The 22,358-nt window shown below is 40.0% G+C and carries 22 protein-coding genes; 15 read left to right on the forward strand and 7 right to left on the reverse strand.

Going from position 1 to position 22,358, the window contains the following annotated elements; translation table 11 throughout:
* Positions 1 to 57 precede the first annotated feature (57 nt).
* Positions 58 to 618, forward strand: a complete 561-nt coding sequence (locus Q4574_RS02615; protein WP_303471106.1) for a CBS domain-containing protein — start codon at positions 58 to 60, stop codon at positions 616 to 618.
* 57 nt (positions 619 to 675) lie between these two features.
* Here the strand turns inward: Q4574_RS02615 and Q4574_RS02620 are convergent, their stop codons facing one another.
* Positions 676 to 1,797 (reverse strand): zinc-binding dehydrogenase, encoded by a 1,122-nt coding sequence (locus Q4574_RS02620; RefSeq protein ID WP_303471108.1) that lies wholly within the window; start codon positions 1,795 to 1,797, stop codon positions 676 to 678.
* Between the two features lie 289 nt (positions 1,798 to 2,086).
* On the opposite strand from Q4574_RS02620, the gene Q4574_RS02625 reads away from it, so the two are divergent.
* The 3 genes from Q4574_RS02625 (at position 2,087) to Q4574_RS02635 (ending at position 4,795) form a co-directional block, all read left to right on the forward strand.
* Positions 2,087 to 3,580 (forward strand): methyl-accepting chemotaxis protein, encoded by a 1,494-nt coding sequence (locus tag Q4574_RS02625; RefSeq protein ID WP_303471111.1) that lies wholly within the window; start codon positions 2,087 to 2,089, stop codon positions 3,578 to 3,580.
* A gap of 32 nt (positions 3,581 to 3,612) precedes the next feature.
* Positions 3,613 to 4,113 (forward strand): DUF6436 domain-containing protein, encoded by a 501-nt coding sequence (locus Q4574_RS02630; RefSeq protein WP_303471114.1) that lies wholly within the window; start codon positions 3,613 to 3,615, stop codon positions 4,111 to 4,113.
* Positions 4,114 to 4,204: 91 nt separating this feature from the next.
* Positions 4,205 to 4,795 carry a pyridoxamine 5'-phosphate oxidase family protein gene (locus Q4574_RS02635; protein WP_303471116.1) on the forward strand — a complete coding sequence of 197 codons (591 nt, stop codon included), beginning with the start codon at positions 4,205 to 4,207 and terminating at the stop codon, positions 4,793 to 4,795.
* 19 nt (positions 4,796 to 4,814) lie between these two features.
* Here the strand turns inward: Q4574_RS02635 and Q4574_RS02640 are convergent, their stop codons facing one another.
* Complete coding sequence (locus Q4574_RS02640) at positions 4,815 to 6,104, reverse strand: ribonuclease J (RefSeq protein ID WP_303471666.1); 1,290 nt, start codon at positions 6,102 to 6,104, stop codon at positions 4,815 to 4,817.
* 358 nt (positions 6,105 to 6,462) lie between these two features.
* Between Q4574_RS02640 and Q4574_RS02645 the strand changes: the two genes are divergently transcribed.
* The 4 genes from Q4574_RS02645 (at position 6,463) to Q4574_RS02660 (ending at position 10,170) form a co-directional block, all read left to right on the forward strand.
* Complete coding sequence (locus tag Q4574_RS02645; protein WP_303471119.1) at positions 6,463 to 7,020, forward strand: HNH endonuclease; 558 nt, start codon at positions 6,463 to 6,465, stop codon at positions 7,018 to 7,020.
* Positions 7,021 to 7,120: 100 nt separating this feature from the next.
* Positions 7,121 to 8,023 (forward strand): acyltransferase, encoded by a 903-nt coding sequence (locus tag Q4574_RS02650; RefSeq protein ID WP_303471669.1) that lies wholly within the window; start codon positions 7,121 to 7,123, stop codon positions 8,021 to 8,023.
* Positions 8,024 to 8,029: 6 nt separating this feature from the next.
* Positions 8,030 to 8,926, forward strand: coding sequence for an acyltransferase (locus Q4574_RS02655; RefSeq protein WP_303471121.1), 897 nt, complete (start codon positions 8,030 to 8,032; stop codon positions 8,924 to 8,926).
* On the forward strand, positions 8,926 to 10,170 hold the full coding sequence (locus tag Q4574_RS02660; protein ID WP_303471123.1) for a mechanosensitive ion channel family protein: 1,245 nt from the start codon (positions 8,926 to 8,928) through the stop codon (positions 10,168 to 10,170). The genes Q4574_RS02655 and Q4574_RS02660 overlap by 1 nt, the downstream gene beginning before the upstream one ends.
* A 100-nt stretch (positions 10,171 to 10,270) precedes the next feature.
* Here the strand turns inward: Q4574_RS02660 and Q4574_RS02665 are convergent, their stop codons facing one another.
* A complete protein-coding gene (locus Q4574_RS02665; RefSeq protein WP_303471126.1) occupies positions 10,271 to 10,453 on the reverse strand; it encodes a hypothetical protein in 183 nt (60 codons plus the stop codon).
* A 330-nt stretch (positions 10,454 to 10,783) separates the two neighbouring features.
* Between Q4574_RS02665 and Q4574_RS02670 the strand changes: the two genes are divergently transcribed.
* Positions 10,784 to 11,563 carry a YggN family protein gene (locus Q4574_RS02670; protein WP_303471128.1) on the forward strand — a complete coding sequence of 260 codons (780 nt, stop codon included), beginning with the start codon at positions 10,784 to 10,786 and terminating at the stop codon, positions 11,561 to 11,563.
* A gap of 17 nt (positions 11,564 to 11,580) precedes the next feature.
* Positions 11,581 to 12,399 (forward strand): NAD-dependent epimerase/dehydratase family protein, encoded by an 819-nt coding sequence (locus Q4574_RS02675; RefSeq protein ID WP_303471130.1) that lies wholly within the window; start codon positions 11,581 to 11,583, stop codon positions 12,397 to 12,399.
* A 103-nt stretch (positions 12,400 to 12,502) separates the two neighbouring features.
* Here Q4574_RS02675 and Q4574_RS02680 read toward each other — a convergent pair whose 3' ends face one another.
* Both Q4574_RS02680 and Q4574_RS02685 read right to left on the reverse strand, forming a co-directional pair.
* Entirely contained in the window at positions 12,503 to 13,924 is a 1,422-nt protein-coding gene (locus Q4574_RS02680) for a sodium-dependent transporter (RefSeq protein WP_303471133.1), read from the reverse strand.
* A gap of 197 nt (positions 13,925 to 14,121) precedes the next feature.
* Complete coding sequence (locus tag Q4574_RS02685; protein ID WP_303471134.1) at positions 14,122 to 14,856, reverse strand: SDR family NAD(P)-dependent oxidoreductase; 735 nt, start codon at positions 14,854 to 14,856, stop codon at positions 14,122 to 14,124.
* 204 nt (positions 14,857 to 15,060) lie between these two features.
* On the opposite strand from Q4574_RS02685, the gene msrA reads away from it, so the two are divergent.
* The gene (gene msrA, locus Q4574_RS02690) at positions 15,061 to 15,597 is read left to right on the forward strand and encodes a peptide-methionine (S)-S-oxide reductase MsrA (protein ID WP_303471136.1); all 537 of its coding nucleotides are present in this window, start codon (positions 15,061 to 15,063) and stop codon (positions 15,595 to 15,597) included.
* Positions 15,598 to 15,602: 5 nt separating this feature from the next.
* On the opposite strand, the gene Q4574_RS02695 is transcribed toward msrA, so the two are convergent.
* Entirely contained in the window at positions 15,603 to 16,712 is a 1,110-nt protein-coding gene (locus Q4574_RS02695; RefSeq protein ID WP_303471138.1) for a hypothetical protein, read from the reverse strand.
* A 133-nt stretch (positions 16,713 to 16,845) separates the two neighbouring features.
* Between Q4574_RS02695 and Q4574_RS02700 the strand changes: the two genes are divergently transcribed.
* Positions 16,846 to 18,762: an alkaline phosphatase D family protein gene (locus tag Q4574_RS02700; RefSeq protein ID WP_368411629.1), complete on the forward strand. Its 1,917-nt coding sequence runs from the start codon at positions 16,846 to 16,848 to the stop codon at positions 18,760 to 18,762.
* 165 nt (positions 18,763 to 18,927) lie between these two features.
* On the opposite strand, the gene Q4574_RS02705 is transcribed toward Q4574_RS02700, so the two are convergent.
* Positions 18,928 to 20,022 (reverse strand): mechanosensitive ion channel family protein, encoded by a 1,095-nt coding sequence (locus Q4574_RS02705; protein ID WP_303471140.1) that lies wholly within the window; start codon positions 20,020 to 20,022, stop codon positions 18,928 to 18,930.
* Between the two features lie 447 nt (positions 20,023 to 20,469).
* On the opposite strand from Q4574_RS02705, the gene fldB reads away from it, so the two are divergent.
* The 3 genes from fldB (at position 20,470) to Q4574_RS02720 (ending at position 22,342) form a co-directional block, all read left to right on the forward strand.
* Positions 20,470 to 21,012 carry a flavodoxin FldB gene (fldB, locus tag Q4574_RS02710; RefSeq protein ID WP_303471143.1) on the forward strand — a complete coding sequence of 181 codons (543 nt, stop codon included), beginning with the start codon at positions 20,470 to 20,472 and terminating at the stop codon, positions 21,010 to 21,012.
* 7 nt (positions 21,013 to 21,019) lie between these two features.
* On the forward strand, positions 21,020 to 21,802 hold the full coding sequence (locus Q4574_RS02715; protein ID WP_303471673.1) for a CLCA_X family protein: 783 nt from the start codon (positions 21,020 to 21,022) through the stop codon (positions 21,800 to 21,802).
* A gap of 129 nt (positions 21,803 to 21,931) precedes the next feature.
* Positions 21,932 to 22,342: a biopolymer transporter ExbD gene (locus Q4574_RS02720; protein WP_216048934.1), complete on the forward strand. Its 411-nt coding sequence runs from the start codon at positions 21,932 to 21,934 to the stop codon at positions 22,340 to 22,342.
* The last annotated feature ends 16 nt before the right edge of the window (positions 22,343 to 22,358 follow it).

Below are 22,358 nucleotides of genomic sequence, written 5' to 3' on the forward strand. Positions count from 1 at the left end.
ATATTCAGTCTAAAACTAAAAACAATCTGCTAAAAACAGTTAAGAAGGAGCGTAAAAATGAAAAAGTTAGCGCTCTATAACACCGAATCTGTAGACAGACTCGCATGGCCACCAGAGAACACCGGTATTACCATGCATTCAAATGCATTATCTATCTTCACTGATTTCAAAAAATTTACACCTTTGGTTATCGATGCATCAACTAAAGCGGTTGAACTCGAAGGTCTAATGAAAAGATCTCACGTTAGAATGGAGTTAGTACTCGACAGTGAGCAAAATTTCATTGGCATTGTCTCTTTGAGTGACATAAGCGAGCAAAGAATTCTTGCTAAAGTCACTAAAAATCAACCAAGAGAAGAGATAACAGTCACCGATTTTATGCGCTCCAAAAATAGCCTTAAAGCGTTTTCTTATGAAGACTTAAGGGCCGCTAGTGTTGGTGATGTTGTGGAAACACTAAGGGATAACCATCAACAACATTGTTTAGTCATTGATAAAAGCAACCATGAAATCCGTGGACTTATTTCTGCAAGTGATGTGGCAAGAATACTGAAATTGCCTGTGGATATTCAATTACAGCCTTCTTTTGTCGATTTATTTAATGTAGCTGCAGCATAACAATTTACACCCTATCTGTTGCCTAGATAGGGTGCTTCATTTCGTTTACCTTAGAGCCTAACCTAGGCTTGGATTGAGCAGAAATTTTTCACCGGTTTTTTTGGCCATATATTTACCGATAGTACTTGGCTGTAGAGCCTGCTCAAAAGACAGCTCATCAGTGAAGTCAATGGCAAAGGTTGTGTTAATTTCATTGGCAACACGCTGATGCAGTTGTTTTACTTTTTGTGGGCTTTGCTTGCCAAGGAACTGCATCAATAACCAGCCTCCAATCCCCCACGTCATACCATAAGCTCGATTTAACACAGTTGGCGAGAAGTCTAAACCACCGTATATATACACTTGCTTATTGTCTGCTGAACCGTAAGTATTAAACCCTTTGGCATCTTTACTACCAACTTGCTCCATTGCGGTCAATATATCACTGACTAAATCCCCACCACCAATGGCATCGAAAGCCAGCGTAGCACCGGTAGCCTCAATGGCTTCATATAGATCTTGTTTAAAACTTTCACTTGAAGAGTTGCAAATATATTTTGCTCCTAACTTTTCTAAGAGCTCTACCTGTTCTTGTTTTCTCACTATATTCACTAAAGGAACATCTTCAGCTAGGCATATCTTGTTCAGCATTATTCCTAAACTTGAAGCCGCTGCCGTATGGACCAAAGCCGAATGTCCTTCAGAGCGCATAGTTTCAACCATTCCAAGTGCGGTTAGCGGGTTAACAAAAGACGAGGCGGCTTGTTTAGCGGTTGTGTTTTCATTGTGGACAATACAGGCCTGCCAGGGCACAACACAATACTCAGAATAAGCAGCTCCACTTAATATCCCCACGGTTTTTCCCAACATTTCATTGGCCGCTTCACTATCACCAGTGGCCACAACTTTTCCTGCGCCTTCATTACCAATAGGTAATACTTGATCTAGCCTTGATTTCACACGGCCAAGCATAGATGGCGAAACTGGCGCCGTAAATGCCATTTCTTGCTTGTTAAGTGATCCTTTGTTTAGGTCTGCTGGACCAAACATTGGCCACATATCCGATGGATTAATAGGTGCGGCCTGAATTTGGACTAAGACTTCATGGACCTTTAACGACGGGATTTCACGTTCTTTTAATGAAACGACTAATTGACCGTTAGAAGTAATTTCGGTGAATAATTGTTTGCTTACTGTCATTTATGAACTCCGATAATGGAAAGGAAAAATACGTCAATCCAAGCTAACATTAAGTTTAGTGATAATCGAATGCTAAAATATGTTTGTTATACATTAGTTACGGTAATGTTATAAAGCTGCTGGGCGATAAAATAAAAGTGTCTCGGCATGCTTAAGTGATTGCCGTAATTTGAGAGAGGTTGTTCAATTACCATTAATATTGCCTATATAATGACATTCAAAAGACTAATTTGGCAAATTAGCTAGCAACCTCCATATTTGACCTATGTTAACTACGTGGATGAATATTATGGATACGATAAATCGACCATGGATAGATAGCGCAAACAAAGTCGTCTCATTTGCGTTATTGATATTATTGCTTATTAGCCTCGCCATTGCCCCCATTTATGGAACTTGGCTTGAAGCTGTCATCGTGGGCATTCCAACTGCCGCAATCCCCCTCGTTATGATCAATAGAAACGGTCAAGCAGAAATCACGCAACATGTCGTTGCCATCAGTTTTATGTTGTTTTCAGCACTGCATATTCAACAAATGCAGGGGTTAACTGAAATTCATTTTGGCATTTTTGTATTAATGTCTTTTTTAGCTTTTTACCAGAACTGGCGAATTTTCGTTACCGCTGTCATAGTTGTCGCTGCGCACCACACCAGCTTTTTCTTTCTACAAAAAGCTGGAGCACCGTTATACATATTGGTTGACGGTAATTTACTGTTAACTTTGCTTTTGGTGCATTTCGCTTACGCTATTACTCAATCGGTGCTTTTAGCCTGGATGAGTAAAGAGAATGCAGTCACCAGCCGAGCTGCCCATGAAGTCATAAAAGGCGTGGATAATATCTCTAAAGAGGATGGAAAATTTAATTTAACCTATCGTTCAAATTCGAATATTGATATTCAATCTGTAGCGGCCTTTAATCAATTAATAGACTCTTTTGAAACTATTGTGAAAGAAGTTGAAGTTTTGGGAAAAAATATCGACCGAAATGCATCTTCAACCAAAGCGGCATCTTCCGAACTACAAGACTTTAAGCCAATTGCAGATGCTGAAATATCTTCTATTGCTAGTGCTTCCGAACAGCTATCCAACTCTGCAAGAACCATCTCTGAACTGGCATTAGAAACCTATAATCGCGCTAGTGAAGCAAGACTGGATACCGAAAAAGCACAAATGGAAATGACGAACGCCAATAGCGAAGTAAGCAAGTTAGTAGATAACATTTCAAAAACCAGTAAAAGTATCGAAGATTTAGCTAATGAGTGCACTTGTATTTCTAGCGTATTAGAAACCATCCAATCCATTGCCGATCAAACCAATTTATTGGCTCTCAACGCAGCCATCGAAGCAGCCAGAGCGGGTGAACAAGGTCGCGGATTTGCGGTGGTTGCCGATGAAGTTCGACAACTTGCATCGAGGACCAAAGTCAGTACAGAAGAAGTGAATGAAATTATGGCGAGATTATTGTCATCGTCCAAACAATCAAGTGCATTTATGGAAGACTGCATGGCTTCAGGAAGTATCACCAGTAAACAAGCTGACTCAGCCCTAAACTTCATGCAAAACGTACAATCCAATATTGAACAGGTAGACAACGTAACAAACGGTTTGAAAGATGCGGTGGAAGAGCAAACGAAAGTTATCAATAACATCGCCTCATCCGTAGGGCAATTAAATTCAATTAGCGAACAAGAGTCAGACTTAGTACATTCGGTTTCTAAAGAAACCAATGAATTAGAGTTAATATCTCATAAGCTGATGCTAAGCCTCAATAAATTTCAATAATACTAAATATGTCTACTAAAGGAATTTTGGGAATGGTGATGTGGGCAGGACTTAGCCTGTTCACATTGGCTTATATTGCTCAAAATAAAGTAACCAATTTTGATCCTCAGCAATTGCTGTTAACAGCCTCAATGGCTCAAGACTTTGATGGTAAAGTAAAGTCGGTTTTTTCAGAAGTGGGTCAACCGCTGCACAAGACAGTTTTTCATATTGGCGAACAATCATGTGACTGCAATAACTTATCTAGCACTCACATTCGCAAACTCAATCGGACATTCGCTGAAAATGGCTATATCGTTAAAACGGTTAACCCTAAAGAGGCTACAAAAATCAGAAAACTCATCCCATCCTACCCTGCCATGGTGATTTTTGATGAATCTGGCAATTTAGGCTATTTAGGTCCTTATTCCACAGGTTATTTTTGTAGCCCTAAGACAAGTTTGATTGAGCCCATTGCAAACACAATTGTTGCTAACGAACATTTAGGTGCCACAGTCATAGCCGATGGTGAGGGCTGCTATTGCCAATCCTAGGATGCGTGTAAAATTGCATAATTGACAAAAACCTAAGCTGTTGTGCAATACATATTAATTAGCCTTAAAATAGAAGATGTTGAAAGCAAAAATGGATAGCAATAGAGATACCGCAACTTGGTTAAAGAAACTACAGGGGGTATTAAATGATAACCAAGCCCTGCCAGAATCAAAATACCTGCAATTGGCGACAATTAACCATAAAAACCAACCTGAAGTGAGAACGGTTGTATTTCGTGGCTTTTTGGAAACAACGGGATCCTTACTTATTCACACTGATATTCGTAGCAAAAAAATTCAGGATATTGCAGCAAATAATCACGCTCAAATATGCTGGTATTTTAGCCAATCTAGAGAACAGTTCCGCTTCACTGGCAGCATTCAGGTAATAACTGCCCAAAGTAAACAACAATCGCTTCGTTTACAGCACTGGCAGCAACTTTCAGAGTCTGCAAAGCAGTCATACTTTTGGGATACACCGGGGGAGATTCTAGCCCTTGATGATGAATTTCAGTCGCACGCTAATCAAAGTAATCCGACACAGCCAATGAGTGATAACTTTTGTGTGTTGTTATTTTCAGTGACAGAGGTAGATCATCTGCAACTTAAACCTACCCCTCATATACGTAATCGTTTTGTTTTCAATCGTCATGGCTGGCAAGCGTACAAGGTGAACCCATAAATTGACTAGCATGTTCAATCTAATTGTTCTGCAGCGCAATACGTCCAGTTCTGATAGCTTGGCGCTTAACACCAAGTTGAGGTGCAAGTAAAAATATATCCCCATTTTTGCCGGTTAAGGTTCTTAAAACCTGTGATTGTTTGGCTAAATACGCATTTCGTTGCATGTGCATTTCCTCTCCGTGAGTAGGCACCGCCACTTCCGGTCGCACCCAGTTATACATTAACTTCAACTCTTCTTCACAAGGGTGTCCGGATGCATGAATAGGGAGTTCGCTACTTTCCGATAACACAGTGTGTATTTTGCGTGCTTTAAAGGCTTTGATAAGGGTTTCAACTGCTTTTTCATTACCCGGAATAATAATTGAACTGAAAATGACTAAATCACCTTCATCTAGAGATAAGTCCCGATAATTATCCTGGGCAAGCCTAGACATGGCGGCGCGCGGCTCTCCCTGACTCCCCGTTGCGACAGCGAGCACTTCCCTTGGCGGTAAATAGCCGCTGTGGTAGGCGTCAATAATGGTTAAATCGTCGGGCCAATGCCCTGTTGCTTTCGCCGCTCCGACTGTGTTTTGCAATGAACGTCCAAGTAACGCCAGATATCGCCCGGTATGTTTGGCGATTTTAGCCAAGGTGATTAATCGTGCAATATTGCTGCTAAAACACCCCACCACAACCCGTCCACTCGCCCCTTCCACCAATTGTTTTAATCCACGGTAACAAGCCCCTTCAGACAAAGAGAAACCGCTTTTGGTGGCATTAGTTGAGTCACAAATCATGGCTAAAATATTTTGTTTTCTTAGCTGTTTAAATGGCTGTTCGTTAAAGCCTTTACCGGTAACAGGATGAGCATCAATTTTCCAATCAGCGGTATGAAAAATATTCCCAGCCGCAGTGCGAATTATTAACCCATGGGGTTCGGGTATAGAGTGAGTGATGGGCATCCATTGCACATTGAACACACCAATATCAACAATTTGATTGGATACCACTTCTATAATCGGCATATTTTGATTGGCGGTATTACGTAGTTTTCTACGCAAAATCTCGGCGGTATAGGGGGTGGTGTAAACCGGACACTTGAAGCGTTGCCAAAGATGCGGCAATGCGCCGATATGATCTTCATGGGCATGGGTGATAACAATGCCCACCAAATTTTCTTTTTGACGGGTAATAAAAGCAGGGTCTGCACATACAACATCATGCTTTGGCCCTACCGCAACCCCATGCTTTAAGTTTAATGGCTCATCAAAAGTGATACCACAATCTACCATAAGCCATTGGCTGTCATGACCAAATAGGTTCATGTTCATACCGATTTCCCCCGTGCCCCCTAACGGCAAGAACCACAAATCGTTGTGTCCAGGAATATAAGCTTGAATAAATACCGTCCTTTTATAGATTCAATGACATAGTCTTATTATGCACGAGCTAGACAAAAAGTTTTGTTTAAACACAAATAATTATGTGTTTTTCGACAAAGCTGTATTGTTAGATTTTTTGCATTAAATCTGTCACAGTAACTGTATATTATTTATACCGATTCAAACCATAACAAAAGAAACAGGCTTGAAAGCCAAATATAGCGGCTTTAGAAGAAAACCTAGCCACAAAATAACCATTTTCAGGCGAGTTACACATAACGAGATCGAATTGGGGAAGTGTATGATGGTATTGCGATTAAACAAATCAGGTATGCCGCAAGCGTGGATAACACCAGAAGAAGCGGCTAAGTACTATGCACAAGAGCGTGTACTTTTTGAATTAGGTGAGAATAAGAAAGTTATGCTTGGTGGTTGGAACAACCAAGGGGTGCAAAGTCGTCTGCAACTTTCATCCATCATTGGTTGTGAAGGTAAAGTGACTAATTTAGATGGTAAAATATCCTTGTGTAATCGCTATTTATTCCGCCGTGATAACTTTCTATGTATGTATTGTGGACAAAAGTTTAAGTCATCACAACTCACTCGAGACCACATAATCCCCCGCTCTCGTGGCGGTAAAGACATTTGGACAAACGCTGCTACCGCATGTATTCGATGTAATTGTCACAAGGCAGCACGAACTCCTGATGAAGCTCAAATGTCATTAATCGCCGTGCCTTTTGCGCCCAACTTGTATGAGCGATTTTACCTCATGAATCGACGTATTTTAGCTGATCAAATGGCATTTTTGGGTAACCACTTTTCGCGAAATAGAAGTTGGTTAGATCAATTATTGTAATCCGCTTTGGACTTGCAATAATTGTTTATAACAATGTCGACAATTTAGTTTACAATAACCCTCATTAATTCTGAGAAATAGGGTCAATTCAAGCGTGTCTATCCGCAATATTACTGGTCATTTTGTTGGTACCATATCTGTCGTTTTTTATTTCATTAATACTGTTTTTTGGGTCATACCTATTGTACTTCTTTCCATTTTGAAGCTGCTCCCCATCGCTACTTGGCAAAAGTGGATTAGTTACCCTTTAGATGGTTGCGCAACGGCTTGGATAAGCATTAATAATTTAAATCAGAAAATCACTTCGAATACCCAATGGGATGTAGAAGGCATAGAAACACTCACTTTGAATGACTGGTATTTAGTTACCTCGAATCATCAATCTTGGGTGGATATACTTGTTTTACAAAGAATTTTTAACCGTAAAATACCTTTCCTTAAATTTTTCCTTAAAAAAGAGTTAATCTGGGTTCCGTTTTTAGGTATTGCATGGTGGGCATTGGACTTCCCATTTATGAGTCGTTATTCAAAATCCTTCCTGGCGAAAAATCCGCATCTGAAAGGAAAAGATATGGAAAGCACTCGTAAAGCTTGTGAGAAATTCAGCACTAAGCCCGTAAGTATTATGAATTTTGTGGAGGGAACCCGTTTAACAGAAGAAAAGTTGAAGCGAATCAATGGCCCCTATAAACACCTTCTGAAACCTAAGGCTGGCGGCATGGCGTTTGTGCTTAGTGCTATGGGTAACCAGTTGCACAAGCTATTAGACGTAACCATTTATTATCCAGAAGGTATTCCCAGTTTTTGGGACTTTGCCTGTGGCAGAGTCAAAAATATACAAGTGAAAGTTCGTATTCTTTCCATTGAAGATATTCTCAATAGTGATGCGTTTGCCATGGATTATTTCGACAATCCAGAGCAACGAGTTCGATTCCAGCGTTGGCTGAATCAATTGTGGTCTGAAAAAGATGAAACCCTTGCCACTATGTCGTCGAGTAAATAGTCCATTATGTTGAGTTTTATCCCTGCTTTTATCATGTTCCCAATTCACTTTACGCTGCAAATGCTAAACCTGGGTTTTTGGGCTGTATTAATTATCTCTTTAGGATTGGTGAAGCTTCTTCTACCCTTCAAGTGGATAAGCGCCCTGCTTAGCCCGATTATGCATTTTATGATGTTTGCATTTGGTGTAATTAGCATCAAGCTAATAAAGCTTACCAATAACGTTACCTGGAACTGTTCCGTGGAAGGAGAGCTAAACAAAAACAGTTGGTATTTAATGATGCCAAATCATTTAAGCTACTTGGATATCATTTTATTAATTGAATTTGCAGCCACGCGCATCCCTGCCCCTAAATTCTTTTTGAAAAAAGAACTCATCTGGTTACCCTTCGTGGGTTTGGGAGCTTGGGCTCTTGGCATGCCTTTTATGCAAAGATATAGCAGAGAGTTCGTCGAGAAAAACCCTCACCTCAAAGGAAAAGACATAGAAACGACGCGAAAGTACTGTAAAAAGTTTCAAACAACACCTACCACTGTGATTAACTTTGTCGAAGGCTCTCGATTTACACCTGAAAAGCAGCTCGCCAAGGCTAGCCAATATCAGCATCTGCTGCCGCCAAAGGCCGGAGGGGTTGCCTTTACTTTAGCAAGTATGGGGGAACAATTTACCAATATTTTAAATGTCACGATTTTGTACCCCGAAAATACTAAGCATCCAATGATGGATATGCTTTGTGGCAACCTGAAACAGGTATTTATTCATATTGATGTATTACCGGTGACAGATGATGTGATTGGCGACTACTTTAACGATGTTGAATTTAAAGGACGCTTTCAAACTTGGCTGAACCAATTATGGAACAGTAAAGATAAGTTTATATCACAGCTAGGTAGTTCAAAATAATGCTCAAACAAGAGAAAGTAAAAGATTGGTTACTAACGAATTTAAATAGTATTGATGCGGGTATTACCGAGCATAGCTGGTTATATCAAGGTTCCGCTATATTGTTGTCGATAGGGTTAGCCACTATTGCATTTATGTTAACCCGCTTGCTAATGCGAGGACGTATCTCTCAAATTGTTTCGTTGAGCCGAAATAATTGGGATGACGAACTCCATAAACATGGTTTTTTTAGGCGAATTTGTCATATAGTTCCGGCCTTGGTTATGTTCTTACTAACCCCGGTATTGTTAGACGACTCCAATATTTTCTACACCTTTATTCAAAAATCTATGCTGATTTATATCGCTATCTCAGTAGTGTGGTCAAGTAGTGCATTATTTAACACCGTTGAAGATATTTATAACGCCTCTGAACTAGCCAAACGAGCCCCTATCACCGGTTTTATCCAGGTTGCTAAACTGGTCGTTGTTATCGTCGCCGCCCTGCTTATTATTTCCAACCTACTCGATAAATCCCCTCTTTTGTTACTTTCTGGCTTAGGTGCTGTTACAGCAGTTTTACTCTTGTTATTTAGAGACACGATTTTAGGGTTTGTCGCGGGTATCCAAATCGCAGCCAATCGCATGGTGAATAATGGCGATTGGATAGAACTGCAAAAATACGGTGCCGATGGCGAAGTATTGGAAGTGGGTTTAACCACAGTTAAAGTACAGAATTGGGATAAAACTATCTCAACAATTCCCACTTATACCCTGATAAGCGACTCGGTCAAAAACTGGCGTGGCATGTCTGAATCAGGAGGCAGACGGATAAAACGAGCGATTCAGATCGATATTAATAGCATAGAATTTTGTGATGCCGATACCCTTGCTGAATATAAAAAAATCAGATACATCAGTGATTATATTGAATCAAAAATTCAATTACTTAGGGATTATCACAATCAACAACATATAGACGAACAAGATTTATTAAACAGTCGTCGTTTAACCAATATAGGGACATATCGTGCTTACGTTAACGCATATTTACAACACCATATGCAACTTAACAAAGAAATGACTATGATGGTACGCCAACTCCCGCCAACGGAAACAGGTTTGCCGTTAGAAATATATTGCTTCTGTGCGGATAAAAACTGGGTAAATTATGAAGGGGTTCAAGCAGATATCTTTGACCATTGTTTAGCTATGCTGCCCGTATTCAACCTTAGAGCGTATCAACGAGTAAGTGATAGAGCTTAAATTTTAACGCCAACATTGAGACCATGAGCGCTAACTAATTGGGTCATGTTTAAAACGTCCAATTAGTCAGCGTTGAAGTCAAAGGCAAAGACGAGTTGCCTTAGCTCCAGGCGATAGCAACAGACAACAGTAAAGTTGCCACTAACCCTGTGACACCAAAGAATCCATACTCGACTTTTTCACGCATTCCACCAGCAGGGGAAGGTAGAAATCCCATAATTAAACAAGTTGTGCCTAATACAAACACAAGAACTGTTATTCCAAATAAAACGGCATCAACCATGCTATCTCCAAATTAATAAACGATGAATTCTGTATATTATGCACCAAAACCTTTTGTTGGGGGAGTGATCTATATCAAACAGTTAAAATATTCTTCAATATATAATAGCCAAATGAATGTAGTGAATTTGACTAACATTTAGCATAACTTCCTACTCACAAGTCCAAATCACCCTATCCGAAAACTTAAAACTGCATTAACTATTTGATATTACTTAACTTTATAAAAGTGGCCAGAGTGTTGCTAATCTACAAACATAATCAATCATCATAGACGGTGTTTGCAAAAAGCTCATTGTCCTAATTCGTTAAAGTATATAAAGGAAAAATTATGAAAAAATCAGTTATCGCCGCAAGTTTATTGTTACTTACAGGCACAGCGGCTGCAGGTGAGTGCGATGTAAGTATGGATGGTCAAGTTTCTTTAATGAATAACATTTTAACTGTGACGACTGAAGACAACGACATAATTAAAATTGACGCGGGTGAAACGCTTTTTGTAAATGGCAAGCGCATGGATATCAACAAAAACCAAGAAAGGTGGGTAGCGGAATATTATAATGGTATTTACGATGCTGTCCCTGTTGCTGCTGACCTTGCTTTAGATGGGGTTGCCATAGCCAATGTTGCCGTCTCAGAAGTGTTAGGTAATTTACTTGGCTCAGAAAGCAACGCTGTTGAGAAAATCCAAAGCAAATTAGATGATGTGAAACAGAAAATTGAACATAATTTTTATGCTGAAGATGGCAGCATTCACCTAGATTCTGCTGACTTTTCTGATGGTGAATTTTTCGGAGCAAAGTGGGAACAAGAATTTGAAGACACTGTAGAAGAGGTGGTTACAGCATCAATCGGCCACTTGATGATCGCCCTTGGAACCGAGCTTATATTTGGTGATGGTGATACCAATGATTTTGATCAACGTATGGATAACTTTGGTCAAAATATTGAACAAAAAATTGAAGCACGAGCCGACAAATTAGAACAAAAAGCGGATGCGTTTTGCATGCGACTCGCTAAAATCGATAATGCAGAAAATAAGCTTCAAAATTCCATGGGCGAGTTATCTGGTTTAAACCTGATCACTGTCAAATCAGACCGCAAAATGTAAGGATTTAAATAACAATCGTGAAAATTGCAATTATTGGGGCGGGTTGGTTAGGTTTACCACTTGCCCAAACGTTAATGAAAAGTGGCCACCTTGTTGTGGCCACTAAGCGTTCGGCTGCTGAAGTAAACAAATTACAAGACATGGGGGTTTCAGCTATACAGTATGAGCTTGGAGATAATTTAGACAGTCCTAAGTTAACTCCTTTATTTAACGCTCATACATTGATTCTGAATATCCCACCGGGTAGAAAATCGCCTTCCTTAAAAAAATTTGGCCAAGAAATGCGAGCCTTAGTTTCTACAGCAAAACATCAGGGCATTCAGAATGTGATTTTTATTTCCACCACCGCAGTTTATGGCAATGCTGACGGGATGATTTATGAATACACGCCTGTTGCCCCCCAAACTCACAGTGGCGTGATCCACGTTGAGATTGAAAATGCAGTTCGTAGTATGTTTCAGCAACATGGCTGCATTCTTCGTTTAGCCGGTTTAGTCTCACAACATAGGCATCCAGCGCGGAGTTTAAGTGGTAGAAAACACATTGAAAACGGTCAACAGCGAGTTAACCTCGTTCACAGAGACGACGTAATTCACGCCATTGAAAAGATAATTAACAAGAATAAATTCGGCCAAACTTACCATTTATGCAGTCTTGAGCATCCAACACGCCAACAATATTATGTAGATGCAGCAACAGCATTGGAAGTACCTCCACCGGAGTTTGTTGAAGACACCTCATTTCCCTTTGGTAAATGTATCAATAGTGAATTTACCCTTAACACCCTTGAACTCGATCTAGCTTACCCAAGTCCATACGATATGCTTAAAGGCTAACACATTGCTATCGCACTAGTTAACGACTCACCCAGGGTAACAACAAAAATCAGCACAAAAAAGCCGGTCTGTTGACCGGCATTGAATACATCAAGGTATGATTCTAGCCAACCAAAGCCTTTCCAAAATATTTCAAAGCAACGGTGTTAACAAACACCAAAAGCAAAATTAACGGAATAAAAGTTCCCACCGAGATGTCTACGTATCTCTCAAAAAAGCTGCCTTTATAACTGGGGGCGCCTTCATCTAACTCGGCATTGAAGTTCTCTTTTTTCCAACGATAAATCACGAATAAACAAATCAGTAAACCGTTTAAAGGCAAAATAGTGTCGTAGAACACATCAACTATTACATCAAATAAAGATTTATTTTGACCGGCATAACTGGTTAATGTGGTAACAGGATCCCAGATACCGAATGACATTGAGGTGACACCTGAGGTGACAACCAATAATAATCCCATAACCCCAAGGGCTTTTTTCCGCCCTATTTTTTTTGATTCCATATAGGAAGCTACTGGCACTTCAAAAATTGAAACTAATGAGGTTATCGCCGCAAAGAACACCAGTAAAAAGAATAGTCCCGCAACGATACTTGCGCCCACATAGCCAATTGACGCTTGTAAGGCTAAAAATATTTTAGGCAAGAAAGTAAAGATCATGCCCACCGATGAGTCACTCAACTCAGCAGTATTGGTATTCGGGTTAAACGAAAATACGGCGGGAAGAATCAAAAGCCCAGCAATAAATGCCACACCAGTATCTGCCAATGCAACAAATTTTGCAGAGCCTGGCACGTCACTCTTACTATCTAAATAGGAACCATAGGTGATCATGATCCCCATTCCTAATGATAGAGAGAAGAATGCTTGAGACAATGCAGCACTGACCACGGAGGCGTTAATTTTACTAAAATCTGGAACTAAGTAATATTCCACCCCAGCAAAGGCATTATCTAAGGTCAATACGAAAATCACTAAGCCAATCAACATCACAAATAATGCGGGCATCATTACTTTAGCGGCTTTCTCAATGCCTTGCTTAACCCCACCTTGCAGAATCAAATATACCACCCCTAAAACACCGACCATATAGATGAACAAGTGAGATGACTTAACAAAATCAGGGAAAGTGGCAGGATCGGCTAATTTATCTAAGTTCCCCATGGCGATTTGGAATAAATAGCCAAAAATCCACACGGTAACGACTAAATAAAACACTGCGATCATAAAAGGTGTAATGATGGACAGCCACCCCGCTATCCGCCAATGGAGCTGATTTTTGCTCAGGTTTACATAAGCGTTTAGGGGATCCATTCGACTACGGCGGCCAACCGACATTTCCGCCAACATGACGGGTAAACAAACTAATGCGACAAAAATAGCATAAATGAGTAAGAAAGCGCCTCCACCATTTTTGGTCGCCGCCACTGGAAATCCCACCATATTACCAATGCCCACTGCTGAGCCAGCTGCCGCTAAAATGAATCCGAGACGAGAACCAAACTGCTCACGATCTGCTGCCATAATGTTTTCCTTTTTATGAGTTGATGACTCCCTACAACTTCAATTAGCGGGGGGTTAATCAACCTTATTGTTTTTAGGTTAGAATGACGATGTTAACAGCCTAATTTTAAAATGTCTTTCACTTAAAAAGCTAGGTTTATCAAAAAGCCAGCTCTAAACGGCTATGGAGTTTTTGTTCCATTGGGAGCGGGTTTAGCTCACCATGGAATAGATTTATTATCCCAATCAATAAAATGTGGTGCATGATTGATATCTAGTGTTGGCAGCAGCGAAAGTAACTGTCTTACAGTGAAATCCACAGAAAACAACTTGTCCTTAGGGACATTAGATTGAAATGGTTTAGACAAACCGGTATCGACGGTACCGGGATGATAACTTACAATTTGAACTGTTTTAAAACGGCGTCGATACTCAACTTGACTCGTTTTTATCAACATATTTAGTGCAGCCTTGCTGGCTCTATACCCATACCAACCACCCAATTTATTATCCTCAATGCTGGCAACTCGAGCCGATAGTAAAACCACTTGGGTATCAACAGATTTTAATAACAGCTTGGGAAGATGCTTTAACCACATCATAGGCGCAACTGTATTGACCTTAAAATAATGCTCTAATTGGTTAGCCGTTACATCCTCTAGGCGCTTTTCTGGACTAACTTGTTCCACATTACTAACTAAATGGAGCATACCAATACAACACACCACAAGAGCAAATGGACCAGACTCACGCAGGGTTTCACAGATTTTCGCAATTTGTACTTCATCGCTACTATCTACCTCATGAGAATGCAACTTCGGATGAGCTACGGCGATCTCATTTCGAGATATTGCATGGACTTGATGATATAGATTGCTATCACATAATTGACTCACCAGTTCAGCGCCAATACCTGATGAACTACCAATAACTAGCGCGTTTGTTTCTGACATTACAGCATACCTCTTTGCAATAAACACTCAACAGCGAAAAACCTGTATTTGGTGCGTTAAATAATTACCCCATTATGTTCAATTAGAGCAAATAAACGGGATTACAATTTATTACGCAAAACTATCTGTTGTGGATGCCTTGAACTAAACTAAATTCATGACCATGTTAATCTCAATCCTATTAATTAATTATCTGAGGAAAAAATGGCAAATATTCAACAAGCAACGCTGGCTGGTGGCTGTTTCTGGTGTCTTGAATCAGCATTCAACTCGGTGGAAGGGATCCAATCGGCTTACTCAGGCTATGCTGCAGGCCACGTAGATAACCCCAGTTATGAACAAGTTTGTTCTGGGTCAACAGGGCATGCAGAGGTCGTAAGAGTCAATTTTGATGAGGATAAAATTTCTTTTCGAGATGTATTAGAAATATTTTTTGCGTTGCATAACCCTACCCAGTTAAATAGGCAGGGTAATGATGTGGGTAGCCAGTATCGAAGCGCCATTTTTTATCACAATGATGAACAAAAGAAGTTAGCCGAAGAAATTATTGCTGAGATTGAAGAACAACAAATCTGGCCAGACCCTGTGGTAACTGAAGTGACTGAAATTAACAATTACTATCAAGCCGAAGATTATCATCAGGATTACTTTAGCAAAAACCCACAAAACCAGTATTGCAATATGGTGGTAGCGCCTAAACTCGCCAAATTTAAACAAAATTTCGCGAGCCGGCTTAAATAATTAAACTAGTGAAACCATTTTGGATTAATCGGCATCGAAAACAATAACGGTGCCATTCTTTCATATTTACCACGATTAGATTCGCAAATTACATTTTTTGTATAATTCTTTTTCCAAGGGTCATTAATCATCCAAATTCGATCACCATCTACCGCTACACCTTCTAAGGAAGCGTTATTCATTAATTCCCATTCCTCACAATTTCCATCAGTTGAATGAGTAGGGGCGTAAAACTCAAGAGGAATGACTAAAGTTGGCTTTTCCTTGGCTAAATCGATTAACCAAATATCGTTGTCATTTCGCGCTGCAGCAACTAAGTAACCTGGATGATTATCTCTAGGTAAATAATCCATACCATTAATTGGATGATTACCTTTTTCATACTGCGGTAGATTAAGCTCTGTATCAGTTACCTGAGCAAAACCTTCAGAATTCCAAAATGCATCGTCAATTTTCACTGAAAACACCCTAGCTTGTACGTTTTGATCTTTTTCTTTACCAAGATATAAGGTGCCATCTAAACCAAACGCTAACCCTTCAAGACCATCATTAGGAAAGTTTCCAATCTGGTAGGAGGCTTCAAATTGCAGGGGTTTTGCATGAGTGATAAGCAGAGTATTATCGTCTTGAAGTTCTAGTCTCACTAATAAGCTAGGGTAATCCGTTGAGCCGCTACCCTGGTATTTTTCAAAACAACTATCAGACATGGTTTTACCACGGGTCGCATCTTCCGTTACAACGACAATAACCTTGTCATTTTTAGGATCAACGGCCAAGGCTTCTAAATCGGGAGAGTCATTTAAATAATCGGCAAAACAGCTTTGCTGCACGTTATCTGACATCTTAAATAATAAAGCGTCTTCAGACACTAGCGCAGTTTGTGGGTCAATAATGTGCAATTGCTTGCGTTGAGAAATATGCGCGCTTCCGTCTGAAACAGATAATAGCTTGCCTCGCCAACTTTTAAGTCCAGAGGTTTGTGGGTTTAACATAACCTCACCGTTTGACTCAGTGACCCACTGCCCCTTAAGGGAAATAAGTTCTGGTTTAAAGGTAGTAGATGCACAACTGATTAAACCTGTAGCAACCAGCATTATTAGTCCGAATTTTTTCATTTTCCTTCCTCTCCCTGGGCAAGGTGGATAAATTTAACATGATTCAATAGCAAGTAATTCATAAAACAATTTGATTGATCGGTTGAAACTAATGCAAACTTAACTGCAATTGTGGCTATTTTTTAATATTGATTTGCAAAAAACAAAACCTTCTCAAAACTCACAACAAGTGCTCCCGCCCATTATCGCGGGGCCAATTCTGCGTGCAATTAGTGAAACTAGCATTACATTATGGATGTTGGTAAGCCACAAATATGAATTTAACGCTAAAGTTTGGACCAAACAGTCTGAATCCTTATTTGACCAGAATATTAAGCAATTCTCAAATATTGTGAAAGTAGGCGAAAAAGCCTTCATTTATGTTACCACTCTTCCCTTATCTGAAACATTAACAGAAGGCAGTCGGTGTTATTACGACATTTCGATTAACGACTATCGAGGTGCGCGTAAGAATCTTAAGGATTTGATGCCAGATATTGTTTACGGTCAGCAATCCACCCCCAGTTTTTATTTTAATAAACGAATTAAAAATGTTTTGCACGGCTCATGTCGTAAGCCCCATCATACAAGTCAAGACGGCATGCTAGCAGTTGATTTAGCCCTAGAGGAGTCCTTTGAAGATCATACATCATCACCTGATTTACTCTTACTATCAGGTGATCAGGCGTATATCGATGATGTAGCAGGCCCCACTTTAGTTGCCATAAATCACGTTATTGAACGTTTAGGCTTATTTCAAGAAGAGCTGCTAGGGGCAACCATTGAAAATAGTAAGCAATTACTAACTGATAAACATTGTTATTACCAACGGCCCACTTTATTACCCGACAATGATACAACTGAAACTGTTATGTCGTATTTTTTCAAAGGTAAGAAAAAGCCGATATTTACTTCTGTTAACGCCAATAACCATTTGATCAGCTTCGCCGAAGTAATTGGCATGTATGCGCTAATTTGGTCGCCTGAAATGTGGCATAACACTGAGTTAAAGACCAACAATATTGCCCCTCAATTTGCTGCAACCTATGCAGAAGAACTGAAATGGGTTGAAGACTTCAAGCAAGGCTTACCAAGAGTCCGTCGTGCAATGGCACATATTCCGGTTTATATGATTTTTGATGATCATGATGTGACAGATGATTGGAATTTAACCAGAGGCTGGGAGGAAGCTGTTTACAACAACGCATTTGCAAAGCGTATTGTAGGTAATGCCCTAATTGGATATTGGTTATGCCAAGGCTGGGGAAATGACGTATCTAAACTTTCACCTTTAACCGAAAAGCTAGTACCTTTTTTCACTGATACGGGTATCACCGAACACGAGAAAGTCATTGATATACTATTGCATTGGGATCAATGGCATTACACGTTAGATACTCAGCCTAAAATTGTCGTATTAGACACACGAACCCAGCGCTGGCGCTCCGAGTCTAGTTTAAGCAAGCCTTCTGGATTAATGGATTGGGAAGCACTATGTGATTTGCAGCAAGAGTTAATTAATCAACCAAGTGTTATTATGGTATCTCCAGCCCCTATTTTTGGGGTGAAGTTAATTGAAACCATTCAACGCATTTTTACCTTTTTTGGCCGTGCATTAATGGTCGATGCTGAAAACTGGATGGCCCATAAAGGCACTGCAAGTGTCATTCTTAATATTTTTAGACACTATAAAACCCCACCCCACTTTGTCATTTTATCTGGTGATGTACACTACTCGTTTGTGTATGACATCACCTTAAAATTTAGACGCAACAGCCCACACATCACGCAAATAACCAGCAGTGGAATTAAAAATGAGTTCCCCCATAAACTTTTAAGCTGGTTTGATAAACTAAACCGTATTCTATTCGGTACTAAGTCACCGTTAAATTGGTTTACTCAACGCCGTAACATGACAATTCGCCACCGTCGCCCTAATAATCAACAGATCAACACCCTATTGAATGGTTCGGGTATCGGTCAAGTTAAGGTAAACCGCGACTGCACAGAAGTCGATGCATCAGTATTGCTAGCGAATGGTAAAAAAGTGAAATTTATTACACGGGATTAACCTGGCTCAAAACCATTTAAATAGTGAACACTTTTCGTCAACTTCTAGATCCTTCGACTGAACTCGCAGGCGAAAGCAGAGAGTCGATAACCTGTATAAGGAGGAGCAACGAGCTATCTCCCCGACCTAATGAAGTAACTGGCAGAAGAGCTGAAAGAGTCAGGTTTATTTACTTTTTAACACGTCATCGCTACCTTCTTGATGTAGATTTATTGCTTGGATTGGGTATGGAATCACAATACCTTCCTGGGCAAATCTCTTGTGTAAGGCTTTGATAAATTCGGACCTGATAAAAAAGCGATTGAAATATTCCTGAGCACGCAGCATCACTGTCAAATTGATACTAGAATTATCAAACCCAGTAAAGATGACAAAGGTATCGTATTCAGGAATACCCCATTTGTGACTTTTTAGCACTTGTTTTGCCACTTCAAGTGTCACTTTCTCAACATGATCTAGATCGGAATCATAGTGCACTCCAAGATCTACCGGCACTGATAGCTGTTTTTCAGGATAATAATAATTGATGATTTTTGATTGTGCGAGTTTACTGTTGGGCATAATGACGATGTTATTTGGCAGCATTTTTATCCATGTAGAGCGCCATCCTATCTTTTCGACAAAGCCTTGCTCACCTGAATCCAGTTCAATAAAATCTCCAACTCTGATTGGTTTATCGGCCAGCATTTGAATGCCCGAGAAAAAGTTTTCCAAGGTAGGTTGCAATGCTAGTGCAACCGCAAGGGAACCAATGCCTAATGAGGCGACAAGTGGTGTGATGGAAATCCCAATATTGCTCAGTATAATCAACACACCGATGACAATAATAGTCCCCCGCAGAAGTCCTCTTAAAAGGGTACCACTGCTTCGCAAGCCACTTCCTTTTGAAATAATCCTCGTAATACTCATTCGAGCAAAGTGATCGGCAAACACTAGCACTGCAACAATCGCTAACAGCAATGCAACAAGGTTAATCTGCGTCACCCAGGTACTGACTGTTTCGTCATAGAGTTTCACAAGCTGTTCTGTAGCCAACAAACTAATTGAGATTATCAGCAAACTTAATGGCCGTTTGGCCCCTCGCACTGCTATTCCCGACCAGTGATAATTGCTAGGGTGATTCAAGCCGCTTAAATAGAAATATAGAACACGTTTTATTAGCCAAAGACCAATAAATACCATGAAAAAGAATATTGGCCCAATTGCCCATAAAGGCACCCACTGAGCGATCCAATTCGGAATATTTGTAATTGCCTGCAAGAAAGTATGCACCCTGTTGAAAAGCTTTAATAATCTACGAAGCAATTATTACACCACCAAAATCAATAATTCTGGTGATGTAGCTTATTGAATTATATAAAGAAAAAATACATACACATGTTTTCAAAATACCATCGCACTCAATCCATGCAACGCTGCACCCTGTTTGGGGTACTCTATATTGCGAACTGCTTTTTATTAATATTAGCCCGATATAGTCAGTATAAAATATGAGTATCGACTCGATTTTTTGACTACAAGGTGCCCAAAACCATAGCCTTTAAAAAGAGTAAACAAGGGATAGTCGCAACAATATAAAACAAAAAATTGTTGGATATTACTAGCACATACAGAGACAATAATGGCTGAATAATCGTTAATACCTTTTTCATTAAAAAGTAGGTGACAAGTAAAGGCTTGTTTAATGAAATGAGTATGAGGAAAAAAATGTCAGAACACGCAGTAAATATTGGTTTGTTTTTCGGTTCTACCACTTGCTACACAGAAATGGCCGCAGAGAAAATCCAATCCGAAATCAACGAGCTTTTTGATGCTCCTGTCGTTGAGCTATTTAACATAAAAGACGTTGCCCTAAGCAAAGCACAATCATTCGATATTTTGCTGTTTGGTATTTCTACATGGGACTTTGGTGAGTTGCAGGAAGACTGGGAGTCGACTTGGGATGATATAAAAACCCTTAACCTAAAAGGCAAAACCGTTGCTTTATTTGGTTTAGGTGATCAAATCGGTTATGCCGACTGGTTTCAAGATGCCTTAGGAATGTTACACGATGAACTCGCCGTGCTTGATTGTGAGTTTATTGGCTATTGGCCCAATCAAGGTTATGAGTTTAATCATTCAAAAGGGCTAACCGCAGATAAAAGTCATTTTGTTGGACTGTCACTGGATGATGAGAACCAATATGATTTAAGCGATGAACGCATCAGCCAATGGTGTGAACAACTTCTCACTGAACTGCCACTTAGCTAATTATCTCATGCCTGATATGCGCCCTAGAATCCAACGACCTTTCTATCGAAACGGTCCAGAGCATCGGGCAGGGGCAGACGTAAGTTTTGGCGATATTCGGAAAATATTTGGTTTTAAAACCATTCAAATTGGCAAGTGGGTAACACAAACTGAACAGCAGTTAGCGGCTAACCTATTCTTCGATGCACTCTGTGATTTAATGGACATTCTGCAAGTTAATGAACAAGTAATTTCCTTGAATGGGAGTTTATCATTGGCCTTTGGTATTGGTGGCCAAAAACACAGTAGTGCTCATTATCATGCGCCGAAAAGACAATTATCCTTAGCTAAAAATGCAGGTGGTGGCGCTTTAGCTCACGAATGGTTCCATGGTTTCGACCACTATATTAGCAGTAAAATGTACGCTATAAATGTACCACATGGATTTGCCTCAAGCCTGTGGTTAGAAGACGCCAACATGCATTCCCACCCGTTAAACCAAACCCTTTCCCATTGGTTTCAAACATTATTTTTAGATACTAATGGCATCAATCCAAGCGATTACGTGACACGCTGCGTGCAAGCAGATAAAAGCCTGCAATTTTATTATTTTGCGCAGCCACAAGAAATGGCCGCTCGAGCTTTTGAAGCGGCGATCCAAGATCAGACCATTAAAAACGCATTTTTGGTGCAAGGCACAAAACAAACAGTCGAAGCGCAAGTGGGGATTTATCCCATTGACGAACATAGGTTAGAAAGTAACGCTAGCATACTGAATTATTTTAAAATTTTAGGTAAAGCGCTTAAATAACGGGCAAATTTAAACCCAAAATAAAATTAATTGCCAAAATCTATCAACAAATTGCATTTAACGCATTTACTCTTACACCAAAGTAATTCTATACTAGGGCATTAACGATTAGTAACTGTGGTTGAATTTATGAGAAAGAAAAAGCACGGCTCCGCTGATGACGAAGCTCAAATTGATATGACCCCCATGCTAGACATCGTTTTTATTATGTTGATTTTCTTCATTGTAACGACGTCTTTTGTGAAAGAAGCTGGCTTGATGGCTAATCGTCCAAAGGCTCCAGATGCGCCGCCACCGCCAAGTAATGCAAAAACCTTGGCTATACGTATTGACCAGCAAGGCACCATTGTAATGGATAACCGCGAAGTTGATATACGTCGAGTTGTGGCAAACATCCAAAGCTTTTTAGCAGAGAATAATACGGATTCTGCAGCTATCCAGGCTCATTCAAAAACCAAACACGGTATCGTGGTGGAAGTTATGAACCAAGCCAAAGAAGCAGGGATAGACAAAGTGTCGATTCTTGTTAAAGACAGCTGATACATTTCAAGCTATT

The organism is Aliiglaciecola sp. 3_MG-2023 (genome assembly GCF_030548205.1).
In the GTDB taxonomy this organism is placed as follows: domain Bacteria; phylum Pseudomonadota; class Gammaproteobacteria; order Enterobacterales; family Alteromonadaceae; genus Aliiglaciecola.